The sequence below is a fragment of the Ectothiorhodospira mobilis genome (assembly GCF_016584115.1).
GTDB lineage: Bacteria > Pseudomonadota > Gammaproteobacteria > Ectothiorhodospirales > Ectothiorhodospiraceae > Ectothiorhodospira > Ectothiorhodospira mobilis.
The window spans coordinates 17,105-34,931 of record NZ_NRSK01000009.1; the positions used below are offsets into that span (position 1 = coordinate 17,105).

The window sequence follows — 17,827 nt, forward strand, 5'->3', positions numbered from 1 at the left end:
CCCTCAAACCGTCCAATCGACAACTCTTAAGGAGTCAAGGCCCATGAATATCCGTCCGTTGCATGATCGGGTGATCATCAAGCGCATGGAAGAGGAACGCACCACCCCCGGTGGCATCGTGATCCCCGACACCGCGGCCGAGAAGCCCATCCGTGGCGAGGTGATGGCCGTTGGCAATGGCAAGATCCTGGAAAACGGCGAGGTCCGTGCCCTGGACCTGAAGGTGGGTGACAAGGTCATCTTCGGCAAGTATTCCGGTACCGAAGTGAAGGTGGACGGCGAAGACCTCCTCGTCATGCGCGAGGAAGACGTGATGGCCGTCATCGAGGGCTGATCCACCGGCCACCCCCTTTCCATACCGAATTCAAGATCGAGAGGAATCAGCAAGCATGAGCGCGAAAGAAATCCGCTTTGGTGACGACGCCCGCAGTCGCATGGTCAAGGGTGTGAACATCCTGGCCAACGCCGTGAAGGTGACCCTGGGGCCCAAGGGCCGCAATGTGGTCCTGGAGAAGTCCTTCGGCGCCCCCACCGTGACCAAGGACGGCGTGTCCGTGGCCAAGGAGATCGAACTGGAGGACAAGTTCGAGAACATGGGTGCGCAGATGGTGAAGGAGGTCTCCTCCCACACCTCCGATGAAGCCGGGGATGGCACCACCACCGCCACCGTGCTGGCCCAGGCCATCGTGCGCGAGGGCATGAAGGCCGTGACTGCCGGCATGAACCCCATGGACCTCAAGCGCGGTATCGACAAGGCCGTGATCGCCGCCGTGGACGAACTGGCCAAGCTCTCCAAGCCCTGCACCGACGGCAAGGCCATCGCCCAGGTGGGCACCATCTCCGCCAACTCCGACGAGTCCGTGGGGGAGATCATCGCCCAGGCCATGGAGAAGGTGGGCAAGGAAGGGGTCATCACCGTGGAGGAAGGCTCCTCCCTGGAGAACACCCTGGAAGTGGTGGAAGGGATGCAGTTCGACCGCGGCTATCTCTCCCCCTACTTCGTCAACAACCAGCAGAACATGGCCGCGGAGCTGGACGACTGCTTCGTGCTGCTGCATGACAAGAAGATCTCCAACATCCGTGAACTGCTGCCCGTGCTGGAAGGCGTGGCCAAGTCCGGCAAGCCCCTGCTGATCATCGCCGAGGACATCGAGGGCGAGGCCCTGGCCACCCTGGTGGTGAACTCCATCCGCGGCATCGTCAAGGTGGCCGCCGTGAAGGCCCCCGGCTTCGGTGATCGCCGCAAGGCCATGCTGCAGGACATCGCCATCCTCACCGGTGGCCAGGTCATCTCCGAGGAAGTGGGCATGTCCCTGGAGAAGGCCACCGTGGACGACCTGGGCCAGGCCAAGCGCATCGTGGTCTCCAAGGAGAACACCACCATCATCGACGGTGCCGGCAAGCACGACGAGATCAAGGAGCGCATCGAGCACATCCGCGCCCAGATGGAGGACGCCACCTCCGACTACGACAAGGAGAAGCTGCAGGAGCGCGTGGCCAAGCTGGCCGGTGGTGTCGGCGTGATCAAGGTGGGTGCCGCCACCGAGGTGGAGATGAAGGAGAAGAAGGCCCGCGTGGAGGACGCCCTGCACGCCACCCGCGCCGCGGTGGAAGAAGGCGTGGTGCCCGGCGGTGGTGTGGCCCTGGTGCGCGCCCTGGAGACCATGGGCGAGGTCAAGGGCATCAACCACGACCAGCAGATGGGCGTCGACATCGCCCGCCTGGCCATGGAGGAGCCCCTGCGCCAGATCGTGTACAACTGCGGCGACGAGCCCGCCGTGATCATGAACAAGGTGCGCGAACTCAAGGGTAATCAGGGCTACAACGCCGCCACCGGCGAGTTCGGCGACATGATCGAGATGGGTATCCTGGACCCCACCAAGGTGACCCGCACGGCGCTGCAGAACGCCGCTTCCGTGGCCGGTCTGATCATCACCACCGAGGCCATGGTGGCCGAACTGCCGAAGAAGGAAGAGCCCGCCGCCGGTGCCGGCGACATGGGCGGCATGGGTGGTATGGGCGGTATGGGCATGATGTAAGCCCAACCCCCCGCTGTACCCAAGCGGCCGTAAGGCCCTCGCGAAGCCCCGCCCCGTGCGGGGCTTCGTCATTATATGCCCCCGCCCCCGGGCCGACAGCGGGACGCGAATGCTCTATCCTCTAGGTCACCGCCCCTGTGCCGTCGCTGCTCCCGCGACGCGGGCATGGGGCAATGTCGACCGGTTCCGCCCAGGGGGCATGCCCTGGCCGCGGGACCGCTCAGGGAACGCAGTCCGAGGCGCCATGGACCGATGGCGCACGGGCGGAATCGGGCTGTTCACACCAACCCGCTCGAATCGTGAAGGAGAAAAGAAGATGCAAAAGAAGCTGCACAAGCCGATGATCCTCCCGGGTGCCGGTGCACTGGCCCTGGCCCTGCTCGCCGCCGCGCCCGTCCAGGCCGCCACGGGCTACACCGCCGATCCCCGGGGGACCGTGGTGCGGGACGGCTCCGGCGACTGCGTGAAGACCCCCCGCTGGGAACCCGCCCTGGCCATCCAGGGCTGCCCCGGTTACCAGGCCCCGGAGCCGGAAGAGGCGGTGGCTCAGGCCGAGCCCGAGCCGGCCCCCGAACCGGAACCCAAGGTGGTGACAGAAACCGTCACGCTCAAGGGCGAGGTTCTTTTCCCCACGGGCAAGAGCGAGCTCTCCCCCCAGGCCGAGCAGGAGCTGGACCGTGTGGCGGATGCCATCCTGGCCGCCGGTGATCGGCTGGAGCGCGTGGTGGTGGCCGGCCACACCGACAGTACCGGCCCCCGCGAACTGAACGAGCGCCTCTCCCGGGATCGCGCCGAATCGGTCAAGGCGTACCTGGTGGACCAGGGTGTGGCTGCGGGTGACGTCATCACCGTGGGCTACGGACCGGACCGCCCGGTGGCCTACAACGACACCGCCGAGGGCCGTCTGGCCAACCGCCGTGTGGAGATCCGCATCGAGAAACTGGAGCGCCGCATCCAGCGGCCTTGATGCCGTGATCCGACGGGCCTGCCGGGGGGATCCCTTCGGCGGGCCTCAGCCCCTCCAGCGGACCCCGGGCCTCCCTGGCCGTCCCCCCCCCCATAGGGTCCATGCATTGAAATCCATCAATGAAATCCCTTAGGGTTTAATCCTAGTTGTTTGCTAGGTCTTGAGCCATGACGCAGCCCCCCGCTCCCGCCGCGGATGCCCACCGTGGCATCACCCTTGCCATCGAGGGCATGAACTGTGCCTCCTGCGTGGCCCGGGTGGACGAGGCCCTGAAGGCGGTACCCGGGGTGGCGGACGTGCAGGTGAACCTGGCCACGGAGCAGGCCAGGGTGCAGGGCCACGAGGCCGCCCCGTCGCCGCAGGCCCTGCGCCGGGCAGTGGAGGGGGTCGGCTACGGGCTGCGACAGCAGACCCTCGTGCTGGATGTGACCGGGATGAGCTGCGCCTCCTGTGTCTCCCGGGTGCAGCAGGCCCTGGAGGCGGTGCCCGGGGTGGAGTCCGCCGAGGTGAACCTGGCCACGGGCCAGGCCCGGGTGACGGTGCTGGATCCGCGTCTCACCGCCGGGGATCTGGCCCGCACGGTGCAGGCCGCCGGCTACGAGGCTACCCCCCATCAAGAGGGGAGCGATGCCGAGGACCGGGAACGATCCCGCCGGGCGCAGGAACTGGGCCGGCTGCGCCGGGCCCTGATCCTCGCCGCCACCCTGACCCTGCCGGTGGTGATCCTGGATATGGGGGCGCCCCTGGTGCCCGGCCTGCAGGAGGCCCTGGAGCAGGGGATCGGCACCCGGGGACTGCACCTGCTCTTCTTCGTGCTGGCCTCCGTGGTGCAGTTCGGCCCGGGTCTGCGCTTCTACCGCAAGGGCTGGCCGGCCCTGATGCGCGGCGCGCCGGATATGAATTCCCTGGTGATGCTGGGCACCAGCGCCGCCTACGGCTATTCCGTGGTGGCCACCTTCCTCCCGGGCGTGCTGCCCCCGGGGACGGTGCACGTCTACTACGAGGCGGCCATGGTGATCGTCACCCTGATCCTGGTGGGGCGCTACCTGGAGGCCCGCGCCCGGGGGGCCACCTCCGAGGCCATCCGCCGGCTCATGCAGCTGCGTCCGCGCACGGCGCGGGTGTGGCGTGACGGGGACTGGGTGGATCTGGACCTGGAGCAGGTGCAGCCGGGGGACCGCATCCAGGTGCGCCCCGGCGAGCGCATTCCCGTGGACGCCCGGGTGCTGGAGGGGGACTCCCACGTGGACGAGTCCATGATCACCGGCGAGCCGCTGCCCGTGTCCAAATCCGCCGGAGACGAGGTGGTGGGCGGCACGGTGAACGCCCAGGGCGGCCTGACCCTGGAGGCGGCCCGGGTCGGTGGCGATACGGTGCTGGCCCAGATCATCCGCATGGTGGAGGCGGCCCAGGCCTCGCGTCTGCCCATCCAGGCGGTGGTGGACCGGGTAACGCGCTATTTCGTGCCCGCGGTCATGGCCGTGGCCGGGGTGACCTTTGTGGTCTGGCTGCTGTTCGGTCCGCAGCCGGCCCTGACCCTGGCCCTGGTGAACGCCGTGGCGGTGCTCATCATCGCCTGCCCCTGCGCCATGGGGCTGGCCACCCCCACCTCCATCATGGTGGGCACCGGCAAGGGGGCGCAGATGGGGGTGCTCTTTCGCGGCGGGGATGCCCTCCAGGCCCTGCGGGATGTGGACGTGGTGGCCCTGGACAAGACCGGCACCCTCACCCGGGGACGCCCCGAACTCACGGCGGTGACGCCCCTGGGGGATCGCCCCGAGGCGCAGGTGCTGGCCCTGGCCGGGGCCCTGGAGGTCCGCTCCGAACACCCCCTGGCCCGGGCCGTGGAGCGTGGCTGCCGGGAGCGGGGGATCACCCCGCCGGAGGTGGAGGGCTTCGCGGCGGTGGCCGGCCAGGGGGTGAAGGGCCGGGTCCGGGGACAGGCGCTGCTGCTGGGTTCGCCCCGTTTCCTCTCCGCGGCCGGGGTCGACACGCAGGCGGCCGGGGAGACCCTGCAGGCCGTCTCCGACCGGGGCGGCACCCCCCTGCTGCTGGCGGTGGACGGGCACCTGGAGGCGGTGCTGGCGGTGACCGATCCCCCCAAGGATTCGGCCCGCGAGGCGGTGCAGGGGCTGCACCGGCTGGGGTTGCGGGTGGTGATGGTCACCGGCGACAACCCGCGCACCGCCCGGGCCGTGGCCGACGAACTGGGTATCGACCAGGTGCTGGCCGGGGTGCTGCCGGAGGGCAAGGCCCGGGCCGTGGCCGACCTGGGGGCCGGGGAGTCGCGGGTGGCCTTCGTGGGTGACGGCATCAACGATGCCCCGGCCCTGGCCGGGGCCCATGTGGGCATCGCCATCGGTTCGGGCACGGACGTGGCCATGGAGTCGGCCTCGGTGGTGCTCATGTCGGAGGACCTGCGCAACGTGGTCCACGCCATCGCCCTGTCCCGGGCCACGCTGCGCAACATCCACCAGAACCTGTTCTGGGCCTTTGCCTACAACGCCACCCTGCTGCCCCTGGCCGCGGGTGCCCTCTACCCGGCCTTCGGCCTCCTGCTCTCCCCCATGTTCGCGGCAGCGGCCATGTCCCTGTCCTCGGTGTCGGTGCTGACCAATGCCCTGCGGCTCAAGCGGTTCCGGCCCGCCGCCTGATCGTTTGCGGCGGAGGAGGGGAGGGGGATTTGCACTGGGTCTTGACAAGAGAATGAGAAACATTATTATCAGAATCGTGTGTCGCTCTTCTCCTCTTCTCGCACACTTGGGGGCCGGTTCCGGCCCCTTCTTTTTTCAGGCCCTCCCGTTTCCTGTGGCTGATTCCGGCCCCGCAGGCCGGTAAAGACTGTGTCGGACTCTATCCGCCTGATAGAGTAAATCCATGGAACTCACCAACCAGATCATTCTCCTTGGCAGCGCCGTGCTGCTGGCCAGCGTCCTGTCCAGTGTCATCACCCGGCGCCTGGGGGTGCCCCTGCTGCTGGTGTTCCTGGTCCTGGGGATGCTCCTGGGGGAGGAGGGGCCCGGTGGCATCCAGTTCCAGGATGTACAGACGGCCCATCTGTTCGGCAGCCTGGCCCTGGCCATCATCCTCTTCGATGGCGGCATGCGCACCCCCTTCAGCAGCTTCCGCGTCGGGCTGCGTCCGGCCCTGGGGCTGGCCACCCTGGGGGTGGTGATCACCGCCGGGGTCACCGGGGCCTTCGCCGCCTGGTGGCTGGGGCTGGACTGGCTCATGGGGTTCCTGCTGGGGGCCATCGTCGGCTCCACCGACGCGGCGGCGGTCTTCTCCCTGCTGCACGCCCGGGGTCTGGCCCTGAAGCAGCGGGTGGGGGCGACCCTGGAGATCGAGTCGGGCAGCAACGACCCCATGGCCATCTTTCTCACCCTGGTGCTGGTGGAGGTCCTGGTGGACGGCGGGGACCGCATGGGGTTCACCGTGCTGTGGGAGTTCCTGCGCCAGATCGGCCTGGGGGCGGTGCTGGGTCTGGCCGGCGGCACGGCCCTGCGCTGGCTCATCAACCGCCTGGACATGCCCCAGGGGCTGTATCCCCTGGCGGCCATGGCCGGCGGTCTCACCGTCTTCGGCCTGACTGCGATGCTGGGGGGCAGCGGCTTTTTGGCCATCTACCTGGCGGGGCTGCTGCTGGGTAACCGGCCGCTGCAGGCCAGCCAGTACATCAACCGCTTCCACGACGGCATCGCCCGCCTGGCCCAGATCGGCATGTTCCTCATGCTGGGGCTGCTGGTGACCCCCTCGGATCTGCTGCCGGTGGCGGTGGATGCCCTGTTCATCGCGGCGGTGCTGATCCTGGTGGCGCGGCCCCTGGCGGTGTGGCTGTGTCTGCTGCCCTTCAACTTCCCCTGGCGGGAGCAGGTGTTCGTGGGCTGGGTGGGCCTGCGCGGGGCGGTGCCCATCATCCTGGCCCTGTTCCCCCTGCTGGCGGGGATCCCCCAGGGGGAGATGCTGTTCAATATCGTCTTCTTTGTGGTGCTGATCTCGCTGCTGGTGCAGGGCTGGACCATCACCCCCCTGGCCCGCTGGCTGGGCCTGGAGCTGCCCCCCGCCAGCCAGGTGGTGCAGCGGGTGGAACTGGATATCCCCGGTCAGCAGGAGCTGGAGCTGGTGGGCTACCGGCTGGCGGAGAATTCCCCGGTGGTGCGCGAGCACTGGACCGGCTTCACCCTGCCCCGCAGCGTGCGGGTGGTGGCCCATCTGCGGGACAAGGTGCTGCTGGACACCCTGGATATGCTGGACCTGCGGGCGGGGGATTATCTCTATCTGCTGTCGCCCCCGCAGGATCTGCCGGCCCTGGACCGCCTGTTCGTGGCCGTGGAGGCCCCGGAGCGCCTCTCCGATCGCAGCTTCTTCGGGGCCTTCGTCCTCAACGGTGGGGCCCGCATGGCGGATCTGTCCATGGCCTACGGCCTGGAGGTGCCGCAGGAGGCCCGGGATCTCACCCTGGACGGGTTCATGCGCCGCGCCCTCAACACCCAGCCCGTGGTGGGGGACCGGCTGCAGCTCAACGGTGTGGAACTGGTGGTGCGGGAGGTGAGTGGCGACCGCATCACCCGGGTGGGCCTGAAGTTCACCCGGGGGTGATGGCCGCGCCCCGCCTCAGCCCAGCAGGGCCTTGAGGTTGTCCAGGTGGGCCTTGCCGGTGAGGCGTTGCTCCTCCGGGTCCGCGGGCTGGGCGTCGGGCCATTCCAGATGCGCCTCGGGCAGTTCCTCCAGGAAGCGGCTGGGCTCGCATTCCTGGGTCTCGCCGTAGCGGGTCCGCCGGCGGGCGTAGGTGAGGGTGAGGGAACGCTGGGCGCGGGTGATGCCCACGTAGGCCAGACGGCGCTCCTCCTCCAGGGTGTCCTCCTCCAGGCTCACCCGGTGGGGCAGCAGTTCCTCCTCCATGCCCACCAGGTAGACATGGGGGAATTCCAGCCCCTTGGCCGCGTGCAGGGTCATCAGGTGCACCCCGTCGGCCTCGGCCTCGCCGCCGGCCCGGTCGAGAATGTCCATGAGGGTCATGTGGGCCACGATCTCGCCGATGTCCTTGCCGCCTGCGGCCCCTTCCTTGGACAGGCGGGCCATCCAGTCCAGCACCTCGTTGACGTTCTCCATGCGCCGGGCGGCGGCCTTGGGGCTGGGGCTCTGTTCCAGCAGCCAGTCCTCGTAGCGGATCACCTCCACCAGCTCCCGGGCCACCGGCGCCGGGTCCCCTTCACCGGCGCGCCGGGCCTGGGTCTCCATCCACCGGGCGAAGCCCTGCACCCGCTCCACGGCGCGGGCGGAGAGCACCTCCGTGAGCCCCATCTCCAGGCTGGCATGGAGCAGGCTGGTGCGGCGCGAGGCGGCGTAGGCCCCCAGCTTCTCCAGGGTGCCGGCCCCGATCTCCCGGCGCGGGACGTTGACCACGCGCAGGAAGGCGCTGTCGTCCTCCGGGTTGGCCATGAGGCGCAGGTAGGCGAGGATGTCCTTCACCTCGGCCCGTTCGAAGAAGGACTGGCCGCCGCTGATGTGGTAGGGGATGGCGTTTTCCCGCAGCAGTTTCTCGAACAGACGGGCCTGGTGGTTGCCGCGGTAGAGGATGGCGTAGTCCCGGAAGTCGGTGCGGTGGCGGAAGCGGTGTTTCATGATCTCCGTGACCACCCGCGCCGCCTCGTGCTCGGCATCCTTGCAGGGCAGCACGCGGATGGGCTCCCCCTCGCCCAGGCCGCTCCACAGGCGCTTCTCGAAGACATGGGGGTTGTGGGCGATGAGGTGGTTGGCGGTCTGCAGGATGCGGTTGGTGGAACGGTAGTTCTGCTCCAGCTTGATGATCTTCAGGCGGGGAAAGTCCTGCTGCAGGGCCGTCAGGTTCTCCGGGCGCGCCCCGCGCCAGGCATAGATGGACTGGTCGTCATCCCCCACGGCGGTGAGCCCCCCCTCCACGTCCACCAAAAGGCGCACCAGCCGGTACTGGCAGGCGTTGGTGTCCTGGTATTCATCCACCAGCAGGTGGCGCAGCCGGTGCCGCCAGCGGTCGCGCACCTCCGGCTCCGATTCCATGAGCTGTACCGGCAATACGATGAGGTCGTCGAAGTCCACGGCGTTGTAGGCCTTCAGGGCCCGCTGGTAGGCGGTATAGAGCTGCGCCTGGGCGGCCTCGGTCTCGTCGCCGGCCGCGGCCAGGGCCTGCTCCGGGGAGATGAGGTCGTTCTTCCAGCGGCTGATGCGGTGCCGGGCGGCATCCGCCTCCACGGCCTGATCGTCCCGATGGGTGAGCTGGCGCATCAGGGCCTGGCTGTCGGCGGCATCGAAGAGGGTGAAGCCCGGACGGTAGCCCAGGTGCTGCAACTCCCGGCGGATGAAGTTCAGTCCCAGGGTATGGAAGGTGGATACCGTCAGCCCGCGGCTCTCCTCCCGCGCCAGCAGCTTCCCCGCCCGCGCCGTCATCTCCCGCGCGGCCTTGTTGGTGAAGGTGATGGCGGCGATGCGCCGGGCCGGGACGCCTTTCTCCCGGATGAGGTGGGCGATCTTGCGGGTGATGACGCGGGTCTTGCCGCTGCCGGCACCGGCCAGCACCAGCAGGGGACCGTCCACGTATTCCACGGCGGCGCGTTGTTGCGGATTGAGGGTGTCCATGCACGGGCGCGGATGGGAGAAGGGGAGGGTATTCTATCGGGAGCCGCGTGCGCTGGCATCCATGGCCCGCGTATGCGACGGTTCATCCCCGGCCCATGACCCTGTAACCCGCGCAGCATGCTCATCTCCCCCCAAGGCTGGCTCGACGCCGCCCGGCACTGCCCCTCCCCCAACCGCGACCTGCGCCCCCCGGGGTGCCTGCCGGAGCTGATCGTCATCCATGCCATGAGCCTGCCCCCCGGGGAGTTCGGCGGCCCCTGGATCGATCGCCTGTTCACCAACCGCCTGGATCCCGGGGGGCATCCCTATTTCGCCGAGATCCAGGGGCTGCGGGTGTCCGCCCACCTGCTGGTGCGCCGCGACGGTGCCCTGGTGCAGTACGTCCCCTTCCACGAGCGGGCCTGGCACGCCGGGGTGTCCTGCTACGGCGGCCGCACCCGCTGCAACGACTTCTCCGTGGGGATCGAGCTGGAGGGGACCGACGCGCACCCCTTCGAACCGGGGCAGTACACGGCCCTGGCGGCGGTGATCCGTGCCCTGCGCGCGGGGTACACGGGGCTGGCCGCGGCCCCTGTGGTGGGCCATGCCGACATCGCCCCGGGGCGCAAGACCGACCCCGGTCCCCGCTTCGACTGGGGATACCTGCGCCGCCTCCTGGCGACCACCGGGGCGGATGATTGACGCACTCCGCACGGTCGCCGGCCCGGAAGTACAAGCCCGGGGTCCGGGTTCATTGTCCTGCCTCAACAGATGGCCATCTTGTCCCCTGGCCAACTTGAAAGGCGTCATGGGAGCAACGAAACTTTCGTGACCCCTTTTTCGATCCAGGAATCCGGCCATGTCCTTTGTCACCATCGTCGTTGCCTTGATCATCGAGCGCTTCACCACCCGGGTGGAGCAGTTGCGCAATTTCTCCTGGCTCCCCCGCTACGCCCGGGCGTTGCGTGCCCGGGCCGAGGGCTTCGGGCTGGGGGGGACCGCCGCCCTGGCCCTCGCCGTCGCCCTGCCCGTGGTGGTGGTGGCCCTGATCTTCGCCCTCCTGGGCGAGGTCTGGGGGGGCGTGTTGGGTCTCCTGCTGGGCCTGGGGGTGTTGCTCCTGTGCCTCGGGCCGCGTAACCTCGACCGGGAGGTGGACGCCTATCTGGAGGCCGGGGCCCTCAAGGACCCGGAACGGGAGACGCGGCATGCCGCCCATGTGCTGGGGGACCGGCCCGTGCCGGAGAACGCGGCGGAACGGGCCCGGGCCGTGCTGGAGGCCCTGCTCTCGGAGAGCAATACGCGGCTGTTCGCCGTGCTCTTCTGGTTCATGGTGCTGGGGCCGGTGGGGGCCGTGCTCTATCGCCTGGCCCACCTGCTGCGGGCCCCCACCGCCGGGGGTGAGGGGGAGGAGGATGCCTTCCAGCAGGCGGCCACCCGGCTGCAGGCCCTGCTGGACTGGATCCCCGCCCGCCTGGTGGCCCTGGGCTACGCCCTCACCGGCAGCTTCGACCGCACCTATCCCGTACTGCGCGCCGGCCTGCGGGGCCCCCTGGCGGAGATGGCCGCGCAGAACCAGAGACTGCTGCAGGAGGCGGGTGGCGAGGCCATCCTGCTTTCGGAGGCGGACCTTTCCGATCCCCTCCAGGCCCGTGCCACGGTGGAACGGGCCTCGAACCTGGTGTTCCGCACGCTGGTGGCCTTCGTTGCCGTGCTCGCCCTGTTGAGCATCGCCGGCGTGGCGGGTTGAGGGTGCGGGTCATGGCCCGTGCCGGCGCAGCGGGGGATGATCCTTCCGTCATCGGGGTCCCGGACACATGATGGCCCCGGGGGAGACGCAGATCCTCATCGACCTGATCCGCCACGGCGAACCCGCCGGCGGGCTGCGTTATCGCGGCAGCGGCGTGGACGATCCCCTCACCCCCGAGGGGCGCCGCCAGATGTGGGAGGCCGTGGGCGGCCGGGCGCATCCCGGGGGTCCCTGGGACCGCATCGTCAGTTCCCCCCTGCAGCGCTGTCGCGCCTTCGCCGAGGAACTGGCTGGCTGTCTCAACCTGCCCCTGACCCTGGAACCGGCCCTGCGGGAGGTGGGCTTCGGCGCCTGGGAGGGGCGCAGCCATGAGGACGTGCGCCGCAACAGCCCCGAGGAGTACCGGGCCTTCTTCCAGGATCCCCTCCATGCCCGGCCCCGGGGCGCCGAGCCCCTGGGGGATTTCCGCGGCCGGGTCTCCCAGGCCCTGGAGCGCCTGGAGACCCGCCATTGCGGCGAGCACCTGCTGGTGGTCACCCACGGGGGCGTGATCCGCGCCGCCGTGTGCGCCGCCCTGGACGTGCCCCTGCAGGCCATGTACCGCATCCGGGTCCCCTATGCGGGCCTCACCCGCCTGCGCCGGGACGAGCGCGGCCTGCAGGTGGATTTCGTCAACCGTACCCGGGTGTAAGGTCCTGCCCCGGGATGAGGGGTGGGGCCGGGCGTGCTACCCTTTCCGGCCGTTTCCAACTGCCAGGGGATGCCCATGAGCCCGTATCTCAAGACCGCTATCGACGCCGCCCTCCAGGCCCAGGAGGTGATCCGGCGGTATTACCGCCAGGGCTTCGAGGTGGAGATCAAGTCCGACCAGACGCCGGTGACCATCGCCGACCTGGAATCGGAGAAGGCCATCAAGTCCACCCTGTTCGGGGCCTTCCCGGACCACGGCAGCTACGGCGAGGAGACCGGCCGCGAGCGCATGGAGGCCGAACACCTCTGGCTCATCGATCCCATCGACGGCACCAAGAGCTTCGTCCGCCGTTATCCCTTCTTCTCCACCCAGATCGCCCTGCGCAGTGGGGGGGAGCTGGTGCTGGGGGTGTCCAACGCCCCCGAGTTCGGCGAGATGGCCTATGCCGAGGCCGGGCAGGGGGCCTTCCTGGGGGACGAGCCTGCGCGCGTGAGCGGGGTGACCACCCTGGAGGAGGCCACCCTGTCCGTGGGCAACATCAAGACCCTGGCGGGCGGCCCCGGCTGGCAGGGGCTGGGGGAGATCGTCCAGCGGGTGAACCGCACCCGGGGCTACGGCGATTTCTACCATTACCACCTCCTGGCCTCCGGGCGCATCGATCTGGTGGTGGAGTCGGATGTGAACATCCTGGACATCGCCGCCCTGTCGGTGGTGGTGCGTGAGGCGGGGGGGGTGTTCACCGATCTGCAGGGCAATCCCCTGACCCTGGAGACCACCAGCGTCCTGGCGGCCGCCACCCCCGAACTGCACGCCGCCGCCCTGGAGCGACTGAACCCCTGATCCCCATGCCCGGGGCGGATGCGCCTCCGGGGCTGTCCCGGAGGCGCCGCGAAGCGCGGGGAAGGGGGCCCCGGGAGGCGGGGGATTAGCCCGGTCCCACCCGTTGCCACAGCCCGTCCACCAGACCCTGGGCGGGCTGGAAGCGCACCTTGTAGGCCATCTTCGGGGTGAGGGGGTTCCAGTAGCCCAGGTACAACCAGGGCAGCCCCAGCCGCCGGGCCTCCTGCAGTTGCCAGAGGATGGCCTGGGTTCCCGGGCTGCGCCGCTCCAGGTCCGGATCGAAGAAGGTGTAGACAGCGGACAGCCCCTGGGGCAGCCGGTCGGTCACCGCCACACAGACCAGCCGTCCCTGCAGATGGAATTCCAGCAGCCAGGTCTCGCACCAGCGGCTGGAGATGAAGCCCCAGTACCCTTCCGGTGTGGGCTGGTCCATGCCGCCCCCCCGGTGGCGCTGGTTGACGTAACGGGTGTAGAGGGCGAAGTGCCCCGCATCGAAGGTCGCCTCCCGCACCACCACCTGCAGATCGGCGTTGCGCCGCCAGGTCCGGCGCTGGCTGCGGTTCGGGTGGAAGGCGGCCGTGGGCACCCGTACGGGTATACAGGCATCGCATCCCCGGCATTGGTGGCGGTAGACGTGGTGGCCGCTGCGGCGGAAACCGGCATCCAGGAGCCGGCCATAGCGTTCCACGTCCATGGGGCCATGGGGATCGGCGAACACCGTGGTCATCTCCCGGCCCTCCAGATAGGGGCAGCGGTCGGGAGGTGTGGCGTAGAAGATCAGCGGGATGTTGCGGGGCGCGTGCACATGCAGAGCCTCGATGAATCTGCAGATTGTAGATGCGGATCGTCCGCCCGGGGGTGATCCAGATCAGCGTTGCGGTTATTGCTTGAATTCAGGCCCGAAAACGCCGATTTGCCAATCATGTTATGCTGTGAGGCTGTCTGTTAAGCAACCGGATGATGTATATGAATCCCGATCGACTTAGTAAGCTTGAGCAGGAGATCAGCCGCCGCATCATGATCCTCGATGGTGCCATGGGGACCACCATCCAGACCTATGGTCTGCAGGAGGCGGATTATCGAGGCGAGCGCTTTGCCGATTGGCACTGCGACGTCAAGGGGAACAACGATCTCCTCGTGCTCACCCAGCCCAAGATCGTTCGGGAGATTCACGAAAAGTTTCTGGAGGCCGGTGCCGACATCATCGAGGCCAACACCTTCAATGCCACCCGCGTGGCCATGGCCGACTACGACATGGAGGACCTGGTCCCCGAGATCAACCGCGAGGCCGCCCGCATCGCCCGCGAGGTCGCCGACGCCTGGACCGAGAAGACCCCCGACCGCCCCCGATTCGTGGCCGGGATCCTCGGCCCCACCAACCGCACCGCCAGCATCTCCCCGGACGTGAACGACCCGGGCAAGCGCAACATCCACTTCGATGATCTGGTGGCCGCCTACAAGGAGGCCGCGGAGAATCTCATCGACGGCGGCACGGACCTGCTGCTCATCGAGACGATCTTCGACACCCTCAACGCCAAGGCCGCCGTCTTCGCCGTGGAGACCGTGTTCCACGAGCGTGGCGAGCGCTGGCCGGTGATGATCTCCGGCACCATCACCGATGCCTCCGGCCGTACCCTCACGGGGCAGACCACCGAGGCCTTCTGGAATTCCCTGCGCCATGCCCAGCCCTTCTCCGTGGGCCTGAACTGCGCCCTGGGGGCGAAGGATCTGCGCCCCTATGTGGAGGAACTGTCCCGCATCGCCGACACCCATGTCTCGGCCCACCCCAACGCTGGCCTGCCCAATGAGTTCGGCGGCTATGACGAGACCCCCGAACAGATGGCCGAGGAAATCGTCAAGTGGGCCGCCGCCGGCCACCTGAACATCATCGGCGGCTGTTGCGGTACCCTGCCGGAGCATATCCGCGCCATCCGCGAGGCGGTGGAAAAGCATGCGCCCCGCAAGATCCCCGAGATCGAGCCCGCCTGCCGCCTGTCGGGGCTGGAGCCGTTCAACATCACCGCCGACACCCTGTTCGTCAACGTGGGCGAGCGCACCAACGTCACCGGCAGCGCCCGCTTCAAGCGCCTGATCAAGGACGGCGACTACGACACCGCCCTGGAGGTGGCCGCCGAACAGGTGCAGAACGGGGCCCAGGTCATCGATGTGAACATGGACGAGGGCATGCTGGACGCCCTGGAGGCCATGCAGCGCTTTCTGAACCTGGCCGCTGCCGAGCCGGAGATCTCCCGCGTGCCGGTGATGATCGACTCCTCCAAGTGGGAGGTGATCGAGGCCGGTCTCAAGTGCATCCAGGGCAAGGGGATCGTCAACTCCATCTCCCTGAAGGAAGGGGAGGAGAAGTTCATCCACCAGGCCCGCATGCTGCGCCACTACGGCGCCGCCGTGGTGGTCATGGCCTTCGACGAGCAGGGCCAGGCGGATACCAAAGAGCGCAAGGTGGAGATCTGCCAGCGGGCCTACAGGATCCTCACCGAGCAGGTGGGTTTCCCGGCCGAGGACATCATCTTCGACCCCAACATCTTCGCCATCGCCACGGGCATCGAGGAGCACAACAACTACGGCGTGGACTTCATCGAGGCCACCCGCGAGATCAAGCAGACCCTGCCCCATGCCCTGGTGTCCGGCGGGGTCTCCAATGTCTCCTTCTCCTTCCGCGGCAATAACCCGGTACGCGAGGCCATCCACGCCGTGTTCCTGTACCACGCCATCAAGGCGGGCATGGACATGGGCATCGTCAACGCCGGCCAATTGGCGGTATACGACGAGATCCCCGAGAAGCTGCGCGATGCGGTGGAGGACGTGGTCCTCAACCGCCGCGACGATGCCACCGAGCGTCTGCTGGACATGGCCGAGGAGTTCCGTGGCAGCGGGGTCGAGGCCAAGAAGGAGGACCTCTCCTGGCGCGAACTGCCGGTGGCCGAACGCCTCCGGCACGCCCTGGTCAAGGGCATCGACACCTATGTGGTGGAGGACGTGGAGGAGGCCCGTCAGGCCTTTGAACGGCCCATCCAGGTGATCGAGGGGCCGCTCATGGACGGCATGAACGTGGTGGGCGATCTGTTCGGCGCCGGCAAGATGTTCCTGCCCCAGGTGGTCAAGTCCGCCCGCGTCATGAAGAAGGGCGTGGCCCATCTCATCCCCTATATCGAGGCGGAGAAGGGGGACGACTCCGAGAACAACGGCCGCATCCTCATGGCCACGGTGAAGGGGGACGTGCACGACATCGGCAAGAACATCGTCGGTGTGGTGCTGCAGTGCAACAACTTCGAGGTCATCGACATCGGCGTCATGGTCCCGGGGCAGCAGATCCTGGAGGCCGCCAAGGAGCACAAGGTGGACGTCATCGGCCTCTCCGGGCTCATCACCCCCTCCCTGGAGGAGATGTCCAACTTCGCCGCCGAGCTGCAGCGCCAGGGCATGAAGACCCCGCTGATGGTGGGCGGTGCCACCACCTCCCGCGCCCACACCGCGGTGAAGATCTCGCCCCAGTATGACGGCCCCACCGTCTGGGTGAAGGACGCCTCCCGCGCCGTGGGTGTGGCCCAGAGCCTGGTGAGTCCGGAACTGCGCGGCCCCTACGCCGAGAAGATCGCCAAGGAATACGCCGAGGTGCGCGAGCAGCACGGTGCCCGCCAGCAGAAGCAGGACTGGCTCAAGCTGGAGGAGGCCCGGGCCAACAAGCCGGCCATCGACTGGTCCGATTACACCCCGCCCCGGCCGGCGGTGCTGGATGGCGGTGCCATGGACCTGGGCGGGCCGGCCCCGGAGGTCCTGCATCCCCACGGGAAGGACAGCGCCCTGCTGCGCTTCGACGACTACCCCCTGGAGCGGCTGGTGGACTACATCGACTGGACGCCGTTCTTCCGCGCCTGGGACCTGCACGCCGCCTATCCGCGCATCCTGGATGACGAGGTTGTGGGCGAGGAGGCGCGCAAGCTCTTCGCCGACGCCCAGCCCATGCTGCGGAAAATCATCGACGAGGGCTGGCTCAAGGCCCGGGCCGTGGTGGGCTTCTTCCCGGCCAACAGCGTGGACGAGGACGACATCCAGCTGTTCAGGGACGCCGGCGGCCAGGAGCCCCTGATGCGCCTGCATCAGGTGCGCCAGCAGACGCGCAAGCCGCGCGAGGCCCCCAACATGTGCCTGTCGGACTTCGTCGCACCCGGGGAGACCGGCCTGCGGGACTACCTGGGGGCGTTCGCCGTCACCACCGGCATCGGCATCGACGAGCACGTGCGGCGCTTTGAGGAGGCCAACGACGACTACTCCGCCATCATGCTCAAGGCCCTGGCGGACCGTCTGGCCGAGGCCTTCGCCGAACACATGCACGAGCGGGTGCGCCGGGAGTTCTGGGGCTACGCCCCGGACGAGGGCCTCACCAACGAGGAGCTCATCAAGGAGAAATACCGTGGCATCCGGCCCGCCCCCGGCTACCCGGCCTGCCCGGAGCACACGGAGAAGGGCCTGCTGTGGGATCTGATCGATCCGGTGACCCATGCCGGCATGTCCCTCACCGAAAGCTACGCCATGAACCCGGCCTCCTCGGTGTCCGGCTTCTACTTCGCCCACCCCGAGTCCCGCTACTTCGGCGTGGGCAAGCTCAACCGGGACCAGGTGGAAGACTACGCCAAACGCAAGGGCATGGATCTGGACGACGCCCAGCGCTGGCTGGCGCCGAACCTGGGGTACGATCCGGACTGATGGGGCGGGTTTGACTCCAGAGCCTTCCCTCTGGCCCCTCTCCCCATGGGGAGAGGGGAGAGCAATGATGCAGGCCCCGGGGTGGGGATGACCCGCGCCGGGTGTCGACCGCAGGGATGCGGTCGTCAAGCCTCCAGGGATGGATTCACGGCGTCCCGGCGCGGGTCATCCCCACCCCGGGGCCGTCTCGCAAGTCACCCGCCCTGCCCATTCCCGGGCGGTGT

The 17,827-nt window shown here is 68.5% G+C and carries 12 protein-coding genes; 10 read left to right on the forward strand and 2 right to left on the reverse strand.

The window, feature by feature from the left end; translation table 11 throughout:
• Positions 1-43 precede the first annotated feature (43 nt).
• The 5 genes from groES (at position 44) to CKO33_RS05545 (ending at position 7,605) form a co-directional block, all read left to right on the forward strand.
• The gene (gene groES, locus CKO33_RS05525) at positions 44-334 is read left to right on the forward strand and encodes a co-chaperone GroES (protein ID WP_090483261.1); all 291 of its coding nucleotides are present in this window, start codon (positions 44-46) and stop codon (positions 332-334) included.
• 55 nt (positions 335-389) lie between these two features.
• Positions 390-2,039, forward strand: coding sequence for a chaperonin GroEL (groL, locus tag CKO33_RS05530; protein ID WP_200180120.1), 1,650 nt, complete (start codon positions 390-392; stop codon positions 2,037-2,039).
• A 316-nt stretch (positions 2,040-2,355) separates the two neighbouring features.
• Positions 2,356-3,006 carry an OmpA family protein gene (locus CKO33_RS05535; RefSeq protein WP_200180121.1) on the forward strand — a complete coding sequence of 217 codons (651 nt, stop codon included), beginning with the start codon at positions 2,356-2,358 and terminating at the stop codon, positions 3,004-3,006.
• 167 nt (positions 3,007-3,173) lie between these two features.
• Entirely contained in the window at positions 3,174-5,660 is a 2,487-nt protein-coding gene (locus CKO33_RS05540; protein ID WP_200180122.1) for a heavy metal translocating P-type ATPase, read from the forward strand.
• Between the two features lie 223 nt (positions 5,661-5,883).
• Positions 5,884-7,605, forward strand: a complete 1,722-nt coding sequence (locus tag CKO33_RS05545) for a potassium/proton antiporter (RefSeq protein WP_200180123.1) — start codon at positions 5,884-5,886, stop codon at positions 7,603-7,605.
• Positions 7,606-7,620: 15 nt separating this feature from the next.
• Here CKO33_RS05545 and rep read toward each other — a convergent pair whose 3' ends face one another.
• Entirely contained in the window at positions 7,621-9,621 is a 2,001-nt protein-coding gene (rep, locus tag CKO33_RS05550; RefSeq protein WP_200180124.1) for a DNA helicase Rep, read from the reverse strand.
• Positions 9,622-9,738: 117 nt separating this feature from the next.
• Here rep and ampD point away from each other — a divergent pair, with 117 nt between their 5' ends.
• From ampD to CKO33_RS05570, 4 genes are all read left to right on the forward strand, one after another.
• On the forward strand, positions 9,739-10,302 hold the full coding sequence (gene ampD, locus CKO33_RS05555) for a 1,6-anhydro-N-acetylmuramyl-L-alanine amidase AmpD (protein ID WP_200180126.1): 564 nt from the start codon (positions 9,739-9,741) through the stop codon (positions 10,300-10,302).
• A 157-nt stretch (positions 10,303-10,459) separates the two neighbouring features.
• On the forward strand, positions 10,460-11,347 hold the full coding sequence (ampE, locus tag CKO33_RS05560) for a regulatory signaling modulator protein AmpE (RefSeq protein WP_200180128.1): 888 nt from the start codon (positions 10,460-10,462) through the stop codon (positions 11,345-11,347).
• A 91-nt stretch (positions 11,348-11,438) separates the two neighbouring features.
• Positions 11,439-12,038 carry a histidine phosphatase family protein gene (locus CKO33_RS05565; RefSeq protein ID WP_200180235.1) on the forward strand — a complete coding sequence of 200 codons (600 nt, stop codon included), beginning with the start codon at positions 11,439-11,441 and terminating at the stop codon, positions 12,036-12,038.
• Positions 12,039-12,113: 75 nt separating this feature from the next.
• On the forward strand, positions 12,114-12,878 hold the full coding sequence (locus CKO33_RS05570; RefSeq protein ID WP_200180130.1) for an inositol monophosphatase family protein: 765 nt from the start codon (positions 12,114-12,116) through the stop codon (positions 12,876-12,878).
• 85 nt (positions 12,879-12,963) lie between these two features.
• Here the strand turns inward: CKO33_RS05570 and CKO33_RS05575 are convergent, their stop codons facing one another.
• Entirely contained in the window at positions 12,964-13,683 is a 720-nt protein-coding gene (locus tag CKO33_RS05575) for an arginyltransferase (RefSeq protein ID WP_338081733.1), read from the reverse strand.
• 161 nt (positions 13,684-13,844) lie between these two features.
• Here CKO33_RS05575 and metH point away from each other — a divergent pair, with 161 nt between their 5' ends.
• On the forward strand, positions 13,845-17,603 hold the full coding sequence (gene metH / locus CKO33_RS05580; protein ID WP_200180137.1) for a methionine synthase: 3,759 nt from the start codon (positions 13,845-13,847) through the stop codon (positions 17,601-17,603).
• The last annotated feature ends 224 nt before the right edge of the window (positions 17,604-17,827 follow it).